At 70.0% G+C, this 16,257-nt stretch carries 14 protein-coding genes; 7 read left to right on the plus strand and 7 right to left on the minus strand.

The window, feature by feature from the left end:
* Positions 1-136 precede the first annotated feature (136 nt).
* Positions 137-466 carry an STAS domain-containing protein gene (locus ACWGH4_RS01130; RefSeq protein ID WP_453454240.1) on the plus strand — a complete coding sequence of 110 codons (330 nt, stop codon included), beginning with the start codon at positions 137-139 and terminating at the stop codon, positions 464-466.
* A gap of 109 nt (positions 467-575) precedes the next feature.
* Here the strand turns inward: ACWGH4_RS01130 and ACWGH4_RS01135 are convergent, their stop codons facing one another.
* The 7 genes from ACWGH4_RS01135 to rhaI form a co-directional block, all read right to left on the minus strand.
* Positions 576-1,205, minus strand: coding sequence for a LutC/YkgG family protein (locus ACWGH4_RS01135; protein ID WP_453454242.1), 630 nt, complete (start codon positions 1,203-1,205; stop codon positions 576-578).
* The gene (locus ACWGH4_RS01140; RefSeq protein ID WP_453454244.1) at positions 1,202-2,803 is read right to left on the minus strand and encodes a LutB/LldF family L-lactate oxidation iron-sulfur protein; all 1,602 of its coding nucleotides are present in this window, start codon (positions 2,801-2,803) and stop codon (positions 1,202-1,204) included. Before ACWGH4_RS01140 ends, ACWGH4_RS01135 begins: the two co-directional genes overlap by 4 nt.
* Complete coding sequence (locus ACWGH4_RS01145; protein WP_441261581.1) at positions 2,800-3,567, minus strand: heterodisulfide reductase-related iron-sulfur binding cluster; 768 nt, start codon at positions 3,565-3,567, stop codon at positions 2,800-2,802. Before ACWGH4_RS01145 ends, ACWGH4_RS01140 begins: the two co-directional genes overlap by 4 nt.
* A 172-nt stretch (positions 3,568-3,739) precedes the next feature.
* On the minus strand, positions 3,740-4,495 hold the full coding sequence (locus ACWGH4_RS01150; protein WP_453454246.1) for a FadR/GntR family transcriptional regulator: 756 nt from the start codon (positions 4,493-4,495) through the stop codon (positions 3,740-3,742).
* A gap of 133 nt (positions 4,496-4,628) precedes the next feature.
* Positions 4,629-6,128, minus strand: coding sequence for a rhamnulokinase (locus ACWGH4_RS01155; protein ID WP_453454248.1), 1,500 nt, complete (start codon positions 6,126-6,128; stop codon positions 4,629-4,631).
* Between the two features lie 166 nt (positions 6,129-6,294).
* The gene (locus ACWGH4_RS01160; protein WP_453454250.1) at positions 6,295-8,340 is read right to left on the minus strand and encodes a bifunctional aldolase/short-chain dehydrogenase; all 2,046 of its coding nucleotides are present in this window, start codon (positions 8,338-8,340) and stop codon (positions 6,295-6,297) included.
* Between the two features lie 71 nt (positions 8,341-8,411).
* Positions 8,412-9,578 (minus strand): L-rhamnose isomerase, encoded by a 1,167-nt coding sequence (gene rhaI / locus ACWGH4_RS01165; RefSeq protein WP_453454252.1) that lies wholly within the window; start codon positions 9,576-9,578, stop codon positions 8,412-8,414.
* Positions 9,579-9,939: 361 nt separating this feature from the next.
* On the opposite strand from rhaI, the gene ACWGH4_RS01170 reads away from it, so the two are divergent.
* The 6 genes from ACWGH4_RS01170 (at position 9,940) to ACWGH4_RS01195 (ending at position 16,194) form a co-directional block, all read left to right on the plus strand.
* Positions 9,940-11,469: a sugar ABC transporter ATP-binding protein gene (locus ACWGH4_RS01170; RefSeq protein ID WP_453454253.1), complete on the plus strand. Its 1,530-nt coding sequence runs from the start codon at positions 9,940-9,942 to the stop codon at positions 11,467-11,469.
* Positions 11,466-12,521, plus strand: coding sequence for an ABC transporter permease subunit (locus tag ACWGH4_RS01175; RefSeq protein ID WP_441261575.1), 1,056 nt, complete (start codon positions 11,466-11,468; stop codon positions 12,519-12,521). The genes ACWGH4_RS01170 and ACWGH4_RS01175 overlap by 4 nt, the downstream gene beginning before the upstream one ends.
* Positions 12,514-13,545, plus strand: coding sequence for an ABC transporter permease subunit (locus ACWGH4_RS01180; protein WP_441261574.1), 1,032 nt, complete (start codon positions 12,514-12,516; stop codon positions 13,543-13,545). Before ACWGH4_RS01175 ends, ACWGH4_RS01180 begins: the two co-directional genes overlap by 8 nt.
* A 70-nt stretch (positions 13,546-13,615) precedes the next feature.
* The gene (rhaS, locus tag ACWGH4_RS01185) at positions 13,616-14,701 is read left to right on the plus strand and encodes a rhamnose ABC transporter substrate-binding protein (protein ID WP_441261573.1); all 1,086 of its coding nucleotides are present in this window, start codon (positions 13,616-13,618) and stop codon (positions 14,699-14,701) included.
* A 65-nt stretch (positions 14,702-14,766) separates the two neighbouring features.
* Positions 14,767-15,087, plus strand: a complete 321-nt coding sequence (locus tag ACWGH4_RS01190) for an L-rhamnose mutarotase (RefSeq protein ID WP_441261572.1) — start codon at positions 14,767-14,769, stop codon at positions 15,085-15,087.
* Between the two features lie 78 nt (positions 15,088-15,165).
* Positions 15,166-16,194: a LacI family DNA-binding transcriptional regulator gene (locus ACWGH4_RS01195; protein ID WP_453454256.1), complete on the plus strand. Its 1,029-nt coding sequence runs from the start codon at positions 15,166-15,168 to the stop codon at positions 16,192-16,194.
* The last annotated feature ends 63 nt before the right edge of the window (positions 16,195-16,257 follow it).

The following is a 16,257-nucleotide window of genomic DNA, read 5'->3' on the forward strand; positions in this document are numbered from 1 at the left end:
GGCTGTGCGGGTGCGGCGGCCACCATGTCCTTAACATGAAAGCAGCCATTCATTCACTTTCGAGGCGTATGCCTGATACAAGACGCAATCACACCTGAAGCGGCGTCGACGTTTCTCTCGTATCGGAGCGACCAACATGCCCACTTTTGCTACCCCCGGACGTCGGCTCCCCCTCGCGATCTCCTGGGACGGCGAACGCGCGACCGTGACGTTCCACGGCGTCCTGCACTCCTCGGCGGCACGGGCCATCGAGGAACAGCTGCAGGATCCGCGACTGCGGGATGCCCGGGAGTGGCTGTTCGACATGCGGGCTCTGGACCGGATCGACCTGGTGTGCGCCTACGCGCTGCTGCGCGCGGCCAGCGCCGCAGATGCCCCGAAGGTGATCATCTACCGTCCGAACCACCGCGTTAAGCGCATCCTCCATCACGTCGGCACGGAAGCCGTCGCAACCTTCGAAGTCTGACCGGGGGAGCTCGACGCTGGCACGCCGCATGTCGTCCGGCGAAGGCGATGGTCGGCGGCGGACCATCTGAACCTCGCAGACATCTGTTGCACGCGGACCTGGGAGGGCTCTAGGCGTCCGTCCTGATCACCACGTCGAGCATGCGCGGACCGTGCACCCCCTCGACGCGCTCCAGTTCGATGTCGGACGTCGCGGACGGGCCGCTGATCAGGGTCGTGGGCCGGGCCGGCACCAGGCGGGCCAGGGCGTCCGGAACGCCGACCGCGACGGCGGACAGGTCGACCACGCAGACATGCAGGTCGGGCACGAGGGACAGGGCCCGTCGGCCCTGGTCGGCCGAGCCGTCCAGGAAGATCGTGCCGGTCTCGGCGCACGCCACCGCCGAGCCGGTCACCACGCCGTCCAGCGCGTCCAGGCGGGGCGCCGGGATGTCGGCCGAGTCCACCTGGACCGTGCCGTCGAAAGCTACGAGCCACGACCGGTCGAGCCCCGCCGGTACGCCGACGGTGCGGGCGTCGCGCTCGCGCAGCACACGCGCGAGGGTGTCGGCGGTGCCGGCAGCGGTGCACGGGTGGACCTGCGCCTTGTAGTCCACCAGCCGGTCGGTGAACAGCGCGAGGCGCTCCTGGTCGGGCAGGGTGGTGCCGGTGCGGTAGGCCCTCGGCACCGTGACGGGCGGCTTGGGGGCGAGCGTCAGGGCGTCCCGGACGCGGCCGAGAACCGTCTCTCGTGCGCTCATCGCTGCTCCTCGGTCGAGTCGTGCCCGGTCATCGGGTCACGCTCTTCTCGGTCCTGCGCCGGACGGGGCCCGGCCGCGCGGTTCTCCGCGCCTTGCGCCGCCGCGCGCAGCTCGTTCGCGCCCTCGGCGGAGGCCAGCCACGCGCGGAAGGTCTCCTTGGGCGGCGCCGGGGTGTCCCGGCTGTCGCTCCAGCCGCTGAACGGCGGAGGGAGACGCGAGATCTTCCCGTCCCGTCCGGCGGCGATCCGGCCGAGGCGGGCGGCCTTCTGCGCGGAGGTGTAGAGGCCCGGCCGGGCCATCACGCCGGCGGCGGCCTTCATGGCGAGCTTCTCCACAGTCGTGCCCGACTGCTCGGTGTGCTGATGTCGCAGCTCCACGAGCAGCGACGGGATGTCGATCTTCACCGGGCAGGCGTCGAAACACGCCCCACAGAGGCTGGAGGCGTACGGCAGGGAGGCATTGGGGTCGTCCTTCGCCTCGTGCATGCCGGCCAGCTGCGGGGTGAGCACGGCCCCGATCGGACCGGGGTACGTCGACCCGTACGCGTGCCCGCCGGCCCGCTCGTACACCGGGCAGACGTTCAGACAGGCCGAGCAGCGGATGCAGTTGAGCGCCTCACGGCCGACGGCGTCGGCGAGTGCGGCGGTGCGACCGTTGTCGAGGAGCACCAGATGGAAGTCCTGCGGGCCGTCCCCGGGCGTGACGCCCGTCCACAGCGAGGTGTACGGGTTCATGCGCTCGCCCGTGGAGGAGCGCGGCAGGAGCTGGAAGAAGACCTCCAGGTCCTGGTGGCGCGGCAGTACCTTCTCGATTCCCATGACGGTGATCAGGGTGTCCGGCAGGGTGAGGCACATACGGCCGTTGCCCTCGGACTCGACGACGGAGAGGGTGCCGGTCTCCGCGATGCCGAAGTTCGCCCCGGAGACGGCGACCTTGGTGGTCATGAACTTCTCGCGCAGATACGCCCGTGCCGCCGCCGCGAGATGGGCCGGTACGGAGTCGAGCCCCGGATCGACTCCGGGGATCTCCTTGAGGAAGATCTCGCGGATCTCGTCCCGGTTGCGGTGGATGGCCGGCACCAGGATGTGCGACGGCTTGTCGTCCGCGAGCTGCACGATCAGCTCGGCGAGGTCGGTCTCGTGGGCGGTGATGCCGTGATCGGCCAGGTGCTCGTTGAGGCCGATCTCCTGTGTGACCATCGACTTGACCTTGATGACCTCCTCGCTGCCGGTGGCGGCGATCAGGCGGGTCACGATCGCGTTGGCCTCGGCCGCGTCCCGCGCCCAGTGGACCGTGCCGCCCGCCTCCGTGACCTTCTCCTCCAACTGTTCCAGCAGTTCCGGGAGTCGGTTCATCGTGTCGGTCTTGATGGCGGAGCCCGCGTCCCGCAGCTGCTCCCAGTCGTCGAGTTCCGCCGTGACGGCGATCCGCTTGGCTCGGATGGTGTGGGTGGCCTTGTGCAGGTTCCTTCGCAGCTGCTCGTTGCGCAGCTCACCGTGCGCGGCTTTCGGGAACTTCTGCTCCCCGCGCAGGTTTCCCTCGCCGTACGGCGCGCGGGGCGGCGCGGCGGGCATGCCGAGAAAGGTGCTGCGACTCATCGTGCGACCTCCGTCAGGGGGTACGGCGAGGTACGGGTGGCGGCGAGGATCTGAGCGAGGTGCAGGGTCGTGGTCCCGGCCCTGATGCGGGAGAGCCCGCCCCCGATGTGCATGAGGCACGAGGAGTCGCCCGCCGTGCAGACGGCCGCGCCGGTGCCGGTCACCGCCGCGACCTTGTCGCCGAGCATCGCGGTCGACGTCTCGGCGTTCTTCACGGCGAAGGTGCCGCCGAAGCCGCAGCACGCGTCCGCCTCGGGCAGTTCGACCAGGTCGATGCCGTCGACGGCGCGCAGCAGCCGCAGCGGCTTGTCACCGACGCGCAGCATCCGCAGGGAGTGGCAGGTGGGGTGGTAGGTGACCCGGTGCGGGAAATAGGCGCCGACGTCCACGACACCGAGCACGTCGACCAGCAGCTCGGACAGCTCGTACGTCTTGGCCTTGACGCCGGCGACGCCGGACCGCAGCGCCGCGTCCCCGTACCGCTCGGCGATGATCTCGTGCTGATGCCGTACGGAACCGGCGCACGAGCCGGAGGGCATGACCACGGCCTCGATGGAGCTGTCGCCGAACTGCTCGGTGAAGTTCCGCACGAGGGGGACGGGCTCCCGCTGATAGCCCGTGTTCACGTGCATCTGCCCGCAGCAGGTCTGCCCCGGTGGGAAGACCAGCTCGTGGCCGAGCCGGCTGAGCAGCAGCGCGGTGGCTTTCACCGCGTCGGGGAAGAGTGTGTCTCCGAGGCAGGTGGCGAAGAGTCCGATTCGCACGGGGAGGCCTCCACGATCTCGTATGGTCCGACCATACTAACGACAATCCATAATTTGGTCTTCGGCAGTGTGCAGTTTCCGCCCCATGCGTTGGTGCGCTGTCAACAGCGCTCCGGGCGGCGGACGGGCCGGCCCACAGAAGGGACCGCCCCCGGGCGGACCGGCGCGGTTGCTACTCCGCCCCCGGCTCCTCTGTCCGCGCCGTCTCCGTGTCCTTCACGAGCTTGCCGTGGAAGCCGCGGATGTGGCGCTCGGCGAGATCGGCCGCTCGGGCGCCCTCGCCCGCGCGGACCAGGCGCAGCAGTTCGGTGTGCTCGGCGTTGAGAGCGGCCGCGGTCACCGGCCAGGTCCCGTCCGCCTCCTCCGCCTCCAGAATCAGCGTGCGCACGGACTCGCGGACCGCGGACGTCAGCGTGGAGATCAGCTGATTGCCGGAGCTGCGTGCGATCTGGATGTGGAAGCGCGTGTCCAGTTCGTTGAACTCCGCCACGTCGATGTCGTCCCGCTGCATCCGGTCGAGGATCTCCGCCGCCTCGGCGAGCAGTTCCTCGGGCGCCGAGCGGGCCGCCGCCTCGAAGCTCGACCGCTCCAGCACGACCCGGGCCTCGAGCACGTCCTGGAGGTCGTAGCTCCCGAGCGCCAGATGCAGTCGCAGCAGCCGGCCCAGGGCGTCGTCGGGATTGCGGACGATGCGCGCCCCGGAGTCGGGGCCGCGCCCCACCTGCGCGGCCAGTACACCGATCGTCTCCATCACCCGCAGGGCCTCGCGCAGCGCGGACCTGCTCACCCCCAGGACAGGTGCAAGCTCGCGCTCGGGCGGCAAACGGTCGCCCGCCTTCAACTCGCCGGACAACAGCCGTTCCTCGATGCTCTCGAGGACGAGCTCATGTGTCCGTGACTGCCGCACGGGACGCCATTCGGCTGCCATCGCCCACCTTCCAGACCTGCTTGTCGTTGGGTCCGAGCGTATGTCACGGCTTCACTATGGTCCGACCATGAACGGGTCGGCTGCCGTGGGCGACGAGGAGGCACCGACGCAGGCCGGACCTGGCCATCGCGCATCAGACGCTCCTGCCTGTTGGGGCGAGCCGGGCGGCAGCCGCGTCCCATGCGGCGGTGTCGCCGCTCGGGGTGTAGCGCCGGAGATGCTGTGTGGAGGCGATGAGCCGGCGCATCGCGCCCAGGTCGGACACCAGTCCGGCCGTTCTGGCCTGAATGAGGATGTTGCCGAGGGCGGTGGCTTCCGTGGGGCCGGCGATGACGGGGAGTCCGGTGGCGTCGGCCGTGAACCGGCAGAGCAGTTCGTTGCGGGAGCCTCCGCCGACGAGGTGGATGTGTGTGATGTCGCGACCGGCGAGTTCGGCCGCCCGGCGCAGGGTGCGGCGGTGGGCCAGGGCCAGGCTCTCCAGGATGCAGCGGACCACGGCGCCTCGGCTGTCCGGGACGGACTGGCCGATGCGGCGGCAGTGGTCCCGGATCCGTTCCGGCATGTCGCCCGGGGTGAGGAACTCGGGGTCGTCCGGATCGATGATCGCGCCGAACGGCTCGGCGCGGGCCGCTTCGGCGAGGAGCGCGGGAAGGTCTGCGGACCGGCCTTGCCTTTCCCAGGTCCGGCGGCACTCCTCCAGGAGCCACATGCCCATGATGTTGCGGAGGTACCGGACAGTGCCGTCCACGCCCAGCTCGTTGGTGAAGTTCGCGGCCCGGGAGTCTTCTGTGAGGACCGGGGCCTCCAGCTCGAGGCCCGCCAGCGACCAGGTGCCGCACGATATGTAGGCGAAGTGCGGCTCGGTGGCCGGAACGGCGGCGACGGCGGAGGCGGTGTCGTGCGAGGCGACGGTGACCACGGGGGTCCGGGCGTCGAGGCCCGTACCGGCGGCCACGTGCGGCAGGAGCGTGCCGGCCGGGTCACCGGGGCGGCGGAGCGGGGGCAGCAGAGCGGGGTCGATGGACAGCCGGTCGAGGAGTTCCCCGGACCAGGTGCCGGTGCGTGCGTCGAAGAGGCCGGTGGTGGAAGCGTTGGTCGCTTCCGCTCCGACGGATCCGGTCAGCAAGTGGATCAGCAGGTCCGGGATCAGCAGCAGGGTGCGGGCAGCCTGCAACTGGGCGCTGTCCGCGGCGGCGGCGAGCTGGAAGACGGTGTTGAACGGCAGGTGCTGGAGCCCGGTGGTCCGGTACAGCTCCTGCGGTCCGACATGCGGCCACACACGTTCGGCGGCTCCGTCGGTGCGGTTGTCCCGGTAGTGGTAAGGGGGGCCGAGGAGGGCGCCGTCGGCGTCGAGGAGCCCGTAGTCCACCGCCCAGCTGTCCACTCCGATGGAGATCACTCCGCCGGCGCGGGCGGCTTCCCGCAGACCGTCGAGGGTTCCCTGGAAGAGGGCGAGCAGGTTCCAGCGCAGCCCGTCGGGCAGGAGGACGGGGGTGTTGGGGAACCGGTGGGCCTCGCTCAGATCGAGGCTGTCCGGCCCGACTCGGCCGAGGATCACCCTGCCGCTGGTCGCCCCGAGGTCGACCGCGGCGAATGCGGAGGGAGAGCCCGAGGAGGTCGGGGTGCTGGTCACGTGGTGGTACCTCCGCTGTGCGCGGCAACGAGTGAGGACAGGAAGGGCACGGCATCGCGGGCCGGCGGCCCCGACGGGACAGAGCCGCGTGCGGCATCCGGCCGCCGGCCCGTGGTGCGCCCTGATGCCGCCGCGTCGGGCGCACCGGCATCAGGGCGGCTTCGGATCAGCGCAGGAAGGCCGCGGCGACGCCCGCGTCCACCGGGATGTGCAGCCCGGTGGTGTGGGACAGGTCGCCGCCGGTGAGGGCGAAGACCGCGTTCGCCACGTGTTCGGGCAGCACCTCACGCTTGAGAAGCGTGCGCTGGGCGTAGAACTCGCCGAGCTTGTCCTCCTCCACCCCGTACACGGCGGCCCGCTGGGCGCCCCAGCCACGGGCGAAGATGCCGGAGCCGCGAACGACTCCGTCAGGGTTGACGCCGTTGACGCGGATGCCGTGCTCTCCGAGCTCGGCCGCCAGCAGCCGCACCTGGTGCGCCTGGTCGGCCTTGGTCGCGCCGTAGGCGATGTTGTTGGGGCCCGCGAAGACACCGTTCTTGGAGGCGATGTAGATGATGTCGCCGCCCAGCTTCTGCGCGATCATCACGCGCGCGGCCTCGCGGGAGACCAGGAAGGAGCCGCGAGCCATGATGTCGTGCTGGAGGTCCCAGTCCTTGGCCGTCGTCTCCAGCAGCGGCTTGGAGATGGAGATGCCCGCGTTGTTGACGACCAGGTCGACCCCGCCGAAGGCGAGGACGGCCTCGCGGAACGCGGCGGCGATCTGCTCCTCGCTGGTGACGTCCACGGTCACGGCGACGGCCCTGTCCGGTCCGCCGAGTTCTTCCGCGACGGTCGCCGCGGCCGTGCCGTCGAGGTCGGCGACCACGACGCAGGCGCCGTCGGCGACCAGCCGGCCTGCGATGGCCCTGCCGATGCCGGAGCCGGCGCCGGTGACCAGCGCGACCCTGGTGGCCAGCGGCTTGGGCGCCGGCATCCGCCGGAGCTTGGCCTCCTCGAGGTCCCAGTACTCGATGCGGAACTTCTCCGACTCCTCGATGGGGCTGTACGAGGAGACGGCCTCGGCGCCGCGCATCACGTTGATCGCGTTGACGTAGAACTCGCCGGCGACGCGTGCGGTCTGCTTGTCCTTGCCGAAGGAGAACATGCCGACGCCCGGCACCAGGACGATCGCGGGGTCGGCGCCGCGCATGGCCGGCGAGCCGGCGACCGCGTGCCGCTCGTAGTAGGCCCGGTACTCGGCGCGGTATTCGGTGTGCAGCTCCGCCAGGCGGGCGACCGCCTGCTCGAGCGGCACGTCGGCGGGCAGGTCCAGGACCAGCGGGCGGACCTTGGTGCGCAGGAAGTGGTCGGGGCAGGACGTGCCGAGGGCCGCGAGGCGCGGGTGCTCGGCGCGGGAGAGGAAGTCCAGCACCGTCTCGGAGTCCGTGAAGTGGCCGACCTGCGGGAAGTCGGCGGACGCGATGGCGCGGACGTGCGGGGCGAGGGCAGCAGCGCGGACGCGCCGTTCGTCGTCGGGCAGCGGCGCGTAGCGCCCGGTCACCGGGCCGAAGGGCTCGGGGCGGCCCTTCTCTGCAAGGAACGCCTCGGCGGTGCGGATGATGTGGAGCGAGTTGGCCTCGCACTCCTCGGACGTGGCGCCCCATGCGGTGACACCGTGGCCGCCGAGAACGCAGCCGATGGCCTGCGGATTGGCCTCCTTGATCGCGGCGATGTCCAGGCCGAGCTGGAACCCGGGCCGCCGCCACGGCACCCACACGACCTTGTCACCGAAACACTCGGCGGTCAGCTTCTCGCCGTCGGCCGCACAGGCCAGTGCGATACCGGAGTCGGGGTGCAGGTGGTCCACATGGGCGGCGTCGACCAGTCCGTGCATGGCCGTGTCGATGGAGGGCGCGGCGCCGCCCTTGCCGTGCAGGCAGTAGTCGAACGCGGCGACCATCTCGTCCTCGCGCTCGACACCCGGATAGACGGCCTTCAGGGCGCGCAGCCGGTCGAGGCGCAGCGCGGCCAGTCCTTCGGCCTTCAGTGTGCCCAGGTCGCCGCCGGAGCCCTTCACCCACAGCAGTTCCGTCTCGCCGCCGGTGACGGGATCGGTGGTGGTGCCCTTGGCGGACGTGTTCCCACCCGCGTAGTTGGTGTTGCGCGGGTCGGAGCCGAGCCGGTGAGACCGCGCCAGGAGCCCGGCGACTTCAGGGTGGATGGCGGAGGCCATGATGCTTCTTTCCTTCGGGATGGGGTGACGAGGGAGGTTGCTCGAGGACGCCGACGGCGTCGGAACGGCGGCTACGCGCCCCAGCCGGCCTGCTCGCCGCCCACGCGCTCCGCGGCGATCCGCTCCTGCCAGCCGCTGGCGCGGTAGGCCGCGACCGGGTCGGGGTTCAGGCCCTTCTCCTCACGGACCTCGGCCAGCAGGGGCCGCACATCGGTGTTGTAGGCGTCCATCAGCACGGCGTTGGCCGCCAGGACGTCGCCCTCGGCCTGCGCCGCGGCCAGCGCCTCGGCGTCGACCAGCAGTGCCTTGGCGGTGGCTTCCTGGACGTTCATCACCGAGCGGATGATCGCCGGGATCTTCGCCTCGACGTTGTGGCACTGATCGAGCATGAAGGCCACGCCGGTGGCCGGGTCCAGGCCGCCGTTCTTGATGACTTCGTGCAGGATCCGGAAGAGCTGGAAGGGGTCGGCGGCACCGACCATCAGGTCGTCGTCGGCGTAGAAGCGGGAGTTGAAGTCGAAGCCCCCCAGCTTCCCCTCGCGCAGCAGCAGGGCCACGATGAACTCGATGTTGGTGCCGGGTGCGTGGTGGCCGGTGTCCACGACGACCTGCGCCTTCTCGCCGAGCTTCAGGCAGTGTGCGTAGGCGGTGCCCCAGTCGGGGACGTCGGTGGTGTAGAAGGCGGGCTCGAAGAACTTGTACTCCAGGAGCATCCGCTGGTCATCGCCCAGGCGCTCGTAGACCGCCTGGAGCGCCTCGGCAAGGCGGTCCTGGCGGGCCGCGACGTCGTCCTGGCCGGGGTAGTTGGTGCCGTCGGCGAACCAGAGCTTCAGGTCACTGGAGCCGGTGGCGTCCATGATGTCGACGCACTCCAGCAGGTGGGCCACGGCCTTGCGGCGCACGGCGGCGTCCGGGTGGCAGACACTGCCGAGCCTGTAGTCGTCGTCCTGGAAGGTGTTGGAGTTGATCGCGCCCAGTTCCAGCCCACGGTCCTTCGCGTGCACGGACAGGGCCGCGTAGTCGTCCACCTTGTCCCAGGGGATGTGCAACGACACCCGGGGGGTGACGCCGGTGAACTCGTGGACCTTCGCCGCGTCGTCCAGCTTCTCGCGCGGCGTGCGCGGCACGCCGGGCTGCGCGAACACCTTGAAACGCGTTCCGGAGTTGCCGTAACCCCAGGAAGGCGTCTCGACGCGCTGGCCGGCGAGTGCTGCTTTCACGGCAGTGATGTCAGGCATGTCCACCTCTAGATACGCAAGTTGCCCCGTCGCGGGAGCCCAGAGACCCAGTGACGTTGAATCGATTCAGGATGCCGCTGAAGCTAGTGCTTGACGCAGTTGCCGTCAAGGACTCCTGCCGCGCCTGTCGAACCCGATGCCGCCCCCTGGCCACACAGGGCCCCAGGAGACCCCACGGCGTAGCAACGTGCAGTTCACAGCCGTCTCCCACCGCCTCGACCGCTCCGCGTCGGGGAGTTCTGGCGACCACGTGGGGCTCAACCTCTTGACTGCCCGGACACGCTGGAGCTAGCTTCCGGGCAACCCCATTGAAACATTTCACAGCGGGGTGTCCGCTCGGCACACGTACTGGAGAGAACTCATGACTCATCCCGAACCGGAGACCACTCCGGTGCTCGCCCTGGAGGGAGTGAGTAAATCCTTCGGCGCCGTCCGGGCCCTGCGCGACGTCTCCCTGCGACTGTACGCGGGCGAGGCCCATGCCCTGGCGGGCGAGAACGGTGCGGGCAAGTCCACTTTGATCAAGACTCTCGCGGGCGTGCACCGTCCGGACACCGGTACGGTCCTCCTCGACGGCAAGCCGGTGGATTTCCACAGCCCGGCGGACGCCCGCGACGCGGGGATCGCGGTGATCTACCAGGAGCCGACGCTCTTCCCCGACCTGTCGGTCGCCGAGAACATCTTCATCGGCCGGCAGCCCCGCCGCTCGCTGGGCAGGGTGGACCACCGTGCGGTCAGGAAAGCGGCGGCCGACCTCTTCGCGCGCCTCGGTGTCGCCCTCGACCCCGACCAGCCGGCCCGCGGCCTGTCCATCGCCGACCAGCAGCTGGTGGAGATCGCCAAGGCCCTCTCCTTCGACGCGCGTGTCCTGATCATGGACGAGCCGACGGCGGCTCTCACCGGCAGCGAGGTCTCCCGGCTGTTCGGCGTCGTCAGGACGCTCCGCGAGCAGGGTTCGGCGGTGCTTTTCATCTCGCACCGCCTGGAGGAGATCTTCGAGTTGTGCCAGCGGGTCACCACCCTGCGGGACGGTGCCTGGATCGCCAGTGAGCCGCTCTCCGCCCTCGACGAGGACGGTCTGGTGCGCCGTATGGTCGGCCGCGATCTGGAGGAGCTCTATCCCAAGCAGGTCACCGAGATCGGCGAGGTCGCGCTGAGCGTGCGCCGGCTGACGCGCGAAGGCGTGTTCACCGACGTGTCCTTCGACGTACGCCGCGGCGAGATCCTCGGCCTGGCCGGCCTCGTCGGGGCGGGCCGCAGCGAAGTGGCCCGGGCCGTCTTCGGTGTCGACAGGTTCGACGCCGGCGAGATCGAGGTGCTCGGCCGCAAACTTCCTCCGGGTGCTCCGAGCCTGGCCATGGCCGCCGGGATCGCCCTGGTGCCGGAGGACCGCCGCGCCCAGGGCCTGGTGATGGACATGTCCATCGAGAGGAACATCGGCCTCACCGGCTTCGCGGCGACGTCCCGGGCCGGGCTGATGAGCCGGCGTGCCGAGCGCAGCCGCGCCGTGGACTGGGCGACCAGGCTCCAGGTGAAGTACGCGCGCCTGGCCGACGTCGTCGGGACACTCTCGGGCGGCAACCAGCAGAAGGTCGTACTGGCCAAATGGCTCGCCACGGCTCCCCAGGTACTGATCGTGGACGAGCCGACAAGAGGTATCGACGTCGGGACGAAGGCCGAGGTGCACCGCCTGCTGTCCTCGCTCGCAGCCGATGGCGTGGCCGTGCTGATGATCTCGTCCGATCTGCCGGAGATCCTCGGCATGGCGGACCGGGTCCTGGTGATGCACGAGGGCCGGCTGACCGCGGAGATACCTCGGTCGCAGGCGACCGAGGAGACCGTGATGGCCGCCGCGACGGGCCGCACCGACCGAGAGAGGAAGGCGGCATGACCATGACGGTCGAGCCGGTGCGACAGGAGGTCGCGCCCGAGTCCGTCGCCGCACGGCGGCTCGTGGACAAGATGTTCAAGGCACGCGAGCTGGCGGTCGTCGCCGTGCTGGTGCTCATGCTGGGCGCCACGCAGCTGTCCAACGGCGAGTTCCTGTCCCAGCAGGGCATCAAGGACCTGATGCTCAACGCGACCATCCTGGTGCTGGTCGCGGTCGGCCAGGCGATGGTGGTGATCACCCGCAACGTCGACCTGTCGGTCGGCTCGGTGCTGGGCATCTCCGCCTTCGCCGCGGGCCTCTTTCTCCAGGACGGCGGCCACCCGCTCCTCGCGGTCCTGCTGGCCGTGGGCCTCGGCGCGCTCTTCGGCGTGCTCAACGGGGCGCTGGTGAGTCTGGGCAAGGTGCCGGCGCTGGTGGTGACGCTGGGCACCCTCTACATCATCCGCGGCATCGACTCGATCTGGGTGGGTTCCCGCCAGATCACCGCGAGCGATCTGCCCGACACCTTCGTGGACTTCGGGCACGACGGCATCTCGGTGGTGCCCTATCTCGCGCTGCTCAGCCTGGCCGTCCTGGTCGTCGTCGCCTACTTCCTCCGCGGCTACCGCAGCGGACGGGACATGTACGCCCTGGGGTCCAACCCGGAGGCCGCGCGGCTCGCCGGTGTTCCGGTCCGGGCCCGCATCATGACCGCCTACGTGGTCTGCGGCGCTCTCGCCGGGCTCGCCGGCGCCCTGTACCTCGCCCGGTTCGGCAACGTCGACTCCAACACGGGCAACGGGTACGAGCTCATCGTGGTCAGCGCCGTCGTCGTCGGCGGCGTCGCCTTCACCGGCGGATCCGGCTCGGTCTACGGCGCCGCGCTGGGCGCCCTGCTGCTGACCTCCATCAACAGTGTGCTCCCCGCCCTGGGCGTGAGTTCGGTATGGGTCACCGCCATCAACGGCTTCCTGCTCCTGCTGGCCATCGCCGTCGACCGGATCCTGGCGCTGCGGGTGGCCGGCGCCCTGCGCAAGAAGGCCGCACAGACGAGGAGTGCCCGTCATGCCTGACAACACCGCCAAGTCCCCCGTACTCTCCCGCCTCGGCGGCGCGGTGCGCTGGGACAGTTCGGTCGGCGTGCTGCTGGTCGTCCTGTTGATCTGTTCGTTCTCCTTCGTCGAGAACTTCGGCAACGCGCTGAACGTGTCCTTCCTCATCGGCAACACCCTGCCCATCGCCCTGATCGCGCTGCCGATGGCAATGCTCGTGGTGTCCGGCGAGGTGGACCTCTCCGTGGCCTCCACCGCCGGCCTGTCCAGCGCGGTGATGGGCGCGCTGTGGAACGCGGGCATGGCGATCGAGACGATCATCCCGCTGTGCCTCCTGCTCGGAGTGGTGTGCGGTCTGATCAACGGACTCCTCGTCACCCGGCTCGGGCTGCCGTCGCTGGCCGTCACCATCGGCACGCTCGCCGCCTACCGGGGCATCGCGCAGATCGTCCTCGGTTCCGACTCCGTGACCGACTTCCCGGCCCAGTACCTCGACTTCGGAGCGGGGCGGTTCGGGGACACCTTCCTCCCGTACGCCGTCGTCCCCTTCGTCGTGCTGCTGGCGATCGCCGTCGTCCTCCTCCACGCCACGCCCGTCGGACGCTCCCTGTTCGCCATCGGCGCTTCCGAGGAGGCGGCCCGCTTCGCCGGCGTCCGGGTCAAGCGGCTCAAGCTGGCCATGTTCGTGTCCACGGGTGCGATCGCCGCTCTCACCGGTGTCTTCTGGACCCTGCACTACGCCAGTGCCCGCTACGACAACGCCACCGGGCTCGAGCTGTCCGTGATCGCCGCCGTGCTGCTCGGCGGTATCGACTTCGACGGCGGCAAGGGCACGATCGGTGGCGCCATCGCCGGTGTGTTCCTGCTCGGCACGCTGCAGAACGTCATGAGCCTGCTGAACGTCTCCGCCCAGTCCCAGATCGTGGCCACCGGAGTCCTGCTGGTGATCTCCGTGCTCGCTCCCCGGATCGGCCGCCAGGTCTCCCAGGCCCGGGCTCGCAGGAGAACCGCCGCGTCCCCACCGCCGGCGGTCCCGTCCTCGTAGCTCTTTGCCGCATCCCGGCTCCGGCCGGCCCCGCCCCGCTCTCCCTCCCGCACAGGTAAAGGAACGTCCCATGTTCACACCCACCGCCGGATCGCGTCGCCTGACTCTCGCGCTCGCCACCGTCACGGCCCTCGCCCTCGGTGCCACCGCCTGCGGCGGCACGACCAAGGACTCCGCGTCGAAGGACGGCGGCACCGCGGCCGCCGGCAAGGCCGACCCCAACGCGGAGACCAAGAAGGACCTCACCGTCGCCTTCCTGCCCAAGCAGGTCAACAACCCCTACTTCACCACCGCCGACAACGGCGGCAAGAAGGCCGTGGAGGAGCTGGGCTCGACCTACAAGGAGGTCGGCACCAGCAGCGGCACCGACACCGCCGGTCAGGTCAGCTACGTCAACACCCTGACGCAGCAGCAGGTCGACGCGATGGCCGTCTCCGCACAGGACCCCGGTGCTCTGTGCACCGCGCTGAAGCAGGCCATGAAGAACGGCGTCAGTGTCGTCACCTACGACTCCGACACCAACAAGGACTGCCGCCAGGTGTTCGTCTCCCCGGCCTCCGCCGAGGACCTCGGCCGCACCCAGGTCCAGTTGCTGTCCGAACAGATCGGAGGCAAGGGGGAGATCGCGATCCTGTCCGCAGCGCAGACCGCGACGAACCAGAACACCTGGATCGACTTCATGAAGGACGAACTGAAGAAGCCCGAATACAAGGACATCAAGCTCGTCAAGGTCGCCTACGGCGACGACGACGCCCAGAAGTCCTTCCAGCAGACCCAGGGACTCCTCCAGGAGCACCCGGATCTGAAGGGCATCATCTCCCCCACCACCGTGGGCATCAAGGCCGCCGCCCAGTACCTGTCCGGCTCCAAGTACAAGGGCAAGGTCAAGCTCACCGGCCTGGGCACCCCCAACGACATGCGCGCCTACATCAAGAACGGCACCGTCGACGCGTTCGAGCTGTGGGACCCGGCCAAGCTCGGCGCCCTCGCCGCCCACGCCGCCGTCGCCCTCGAATCCGGCCGGATCACCGGCGCGAAGGGCGAGACCCTCGCCGCCGGTGACCTGGGGACCTTCACCATCGGCGAGGACGGCGTCGTCTCCCCGGGCGAGCCGACCGTGTTCGACAAGTCCAACATCGACAAGTTCGACTTCTGATCCGTACGACAGGCTGTGGGGCCCCGGGACTCCCGGGGCCCCGCACCCGATGGCAAGGTGACTCGATGCAACGCGTCTGCTTCCTGCTGAAGGTCCGCTCCGAGAGGGTCGCGGAGTACCGCGACCGCCATCAGGACGTGTGGGCCGACATGCGCGCCGCGCTCCGTGAAGCCGGCTGGCACAACTACTCCCTCTTCCTGCGTGAGGACGGCCTGCTCGTCGGCTACCTGGAGACCGACGACTTCGAAGCCGCCCGCGCGGCCATGGAGGCGACCGAGGTGAACGCACGCTGGCAGGCCGAAATGGCGGAGTTCTTCGAGGAGCTCGAGGGACAGGCGCCCGACGCCGCCATGCGTCCTCTCACCGAAGTGTTCCATCTGGCGTGATCCAGGTCCTGGCTCCGTAGGATGAACGTTCCCTGTCGGACCCATTCGAGGACGGGGATGAAACAGCAGGAGACACACATGACGGACTCCATGCCGACTGTCGGCATCAAGGACGTGGCACGGGAGGCGGGGGTCTCCGTGGGCACGGTGTCCAACGTGCTCAACCAACCGAGCCGCGTCTCGCAGCAGACGCGGCGTCATGTGGAGCAGGTGATCGCGCGGCTGGGCTACGTGCGCAGCGAGTCCGCCCGTCAACTGCGGGCCGGGCGCAGCCGCGTGCTGGCGCTCCTCGTCCTCGACATGGGCAACCCCTTCTTCGTCGACCTCGCCCGCGGGGCCGAGCGAACGGCCCGGGACGCGGGACTCGCGGTCATGGTGTGCAACAGCGGGCAGAACGCCAAGGAGGAGGCGGAGTACCTCGACCTCTTCGCCGAACAGCGGGTCCGGGGCGTGCTGGTCACCCCTGCCGACCCGAGCGGGCAGAGCCTGCTCAGGTTCCGCCGGCACGGCATCCCCTACGTCCTCGTGGACCGGGTGGCGGGGGACGCGGAGGGCTGCTCGGTCTCGGTCGACGACGTCGCCGGCGGCGCGCTGGCGATCCGCCACCTCACGGGCGCCGGTCACCGCTCCATCGCCTTCATCAGCGGGCCGCCGCACCTGAAGCAGGTGCAGGACCGGCGGACGGGGGCGCTGGACGCTCTGGCTCAGGCCGGTCTGCCGCCCCAGGCGCTCCAGGAGGTGCCGACCGAGCGCCTCGACGTGGCCGCCGGACGTGACGCGGGCGCCAGGCTGCTGGGCCTGGCGGAACGGCCCACCGCCGTCTTCTGTGCCAACGACCTGCTGGCCCTCGGTGTGCTCCAGTTCATGTACACGGCGGGCATCAAGGTTCCAGAGGAGATGGCCATCGTCGGGTACGACGACATCGAATTCGCCGCCGCGGCGACCGTTCCGCTGACCTCCGTCCGGCAGCCCGCCCGCACGATGGGCGCCATGGCGGCCGGCCTCCTTCTCCAGGAGACCGGTGATCAGGCGGACGAGCACCGGCACGAGCACGTGGTCCTCCAGCCCGAGCTGGTCGTCCGCGGCTCGAGCCTGCCGGCGCGCTGACGCCCCTGGGCATTTTCACGGGTCACGGCCGACGCATCCGGTCGCGACGCCGGCGGATGGAAG

It is taken from the genome of Streptomyces sp. NPDC054847, from assembly GCF_053610925.1.

Bases quoted from the DNA above. Each gene is read 5' to 3' on its own strand.
- ACWGH4_RS01135 (WP_453454242.1), bottom strand. From the start codon at position 1,205: ATGAGCGCACGAGAGACGGTTCTCGGCCGCGTCCGGGACGCCCTGACG.
- ACWGH4_RS01180 (WP_441261574.1), top strand. From the start codon at position 12,514: ATGCCTGACAACACCGCCAAGTCCCCCGTACTCTCCCGCCTCGGCGGC.
- ACWGH4_RS01190 (WP_441261572.1), top strand. From the start codon at position 14,767: ATGCAACGCGTCTGCTTCCTGCTGAAGGTCCGCTCCGAGAGGGTCGCG.
- ACWGH4_RS01150 (WP_453454246.1), bottom strand. From the start codon at position 4,495: ATGGCAGCCGAATGGCGTCCCGTGCGGCAGTCACGGACACATGAGCTC.
- ACWGH4_RS01175 (WP_441261575.1), top strand. From the start codon at position 11,466: ATGACCATGACGGTCGAGCCGGTGCGACAGGAGGTCGCGCCCGAGTCC.
- ACWGH4_RS01195 (WP_453454256.1), top strand. From the start codon at position 15,166: ATGACGGACTCCATGCCGACTGTCGGCATCAAGGACGTGGCACGGGAG.
- rhaS (WP_441261573.1), top strand. From the start codon at position 13,616: ATGTTCACACCCACCGCCGGATCGCGTCGCCTGACTCTCGCGCTCGCC.
- ACWGH4_RS01170 (WP_453454253.1), top strand. From the start codon at position 9,940: ATGACTCATCCCGAACCGGAGACCACTCCGGTGCTCGCCCTGGAGGGA.
- ACWGH4_RS01140 (WP_453454244.1), bottom strand. From the start codon at position 2,803: ATGAGTCGCAGCACCTTTCTCGGCATGCCCGCCGCGCCGCCCCGCGCG.
- ACWGH4_RS01160 (WP_453454250.1), bottom strand. From the start codon at position 8,340: ATGGCCTCCGCCATCCACCCTGAAGTCGCCGGGCTCCTGGCGCGGTCT.
- rhaI (WP_453454252.1), bottom strand. From the start codon at position 9,578: ATGCCTGACATCACTGCCGTGAAAGCAGCACTCGCCGGCCAGCGCGTC.
- ACWGH4_RS01130 (WP_453454240.1), top strand. From the start codon at position 137: ATGCCCACTTTTGCTACCCCCGGACGTCGGCTCCCCCTCGCGATCTCC.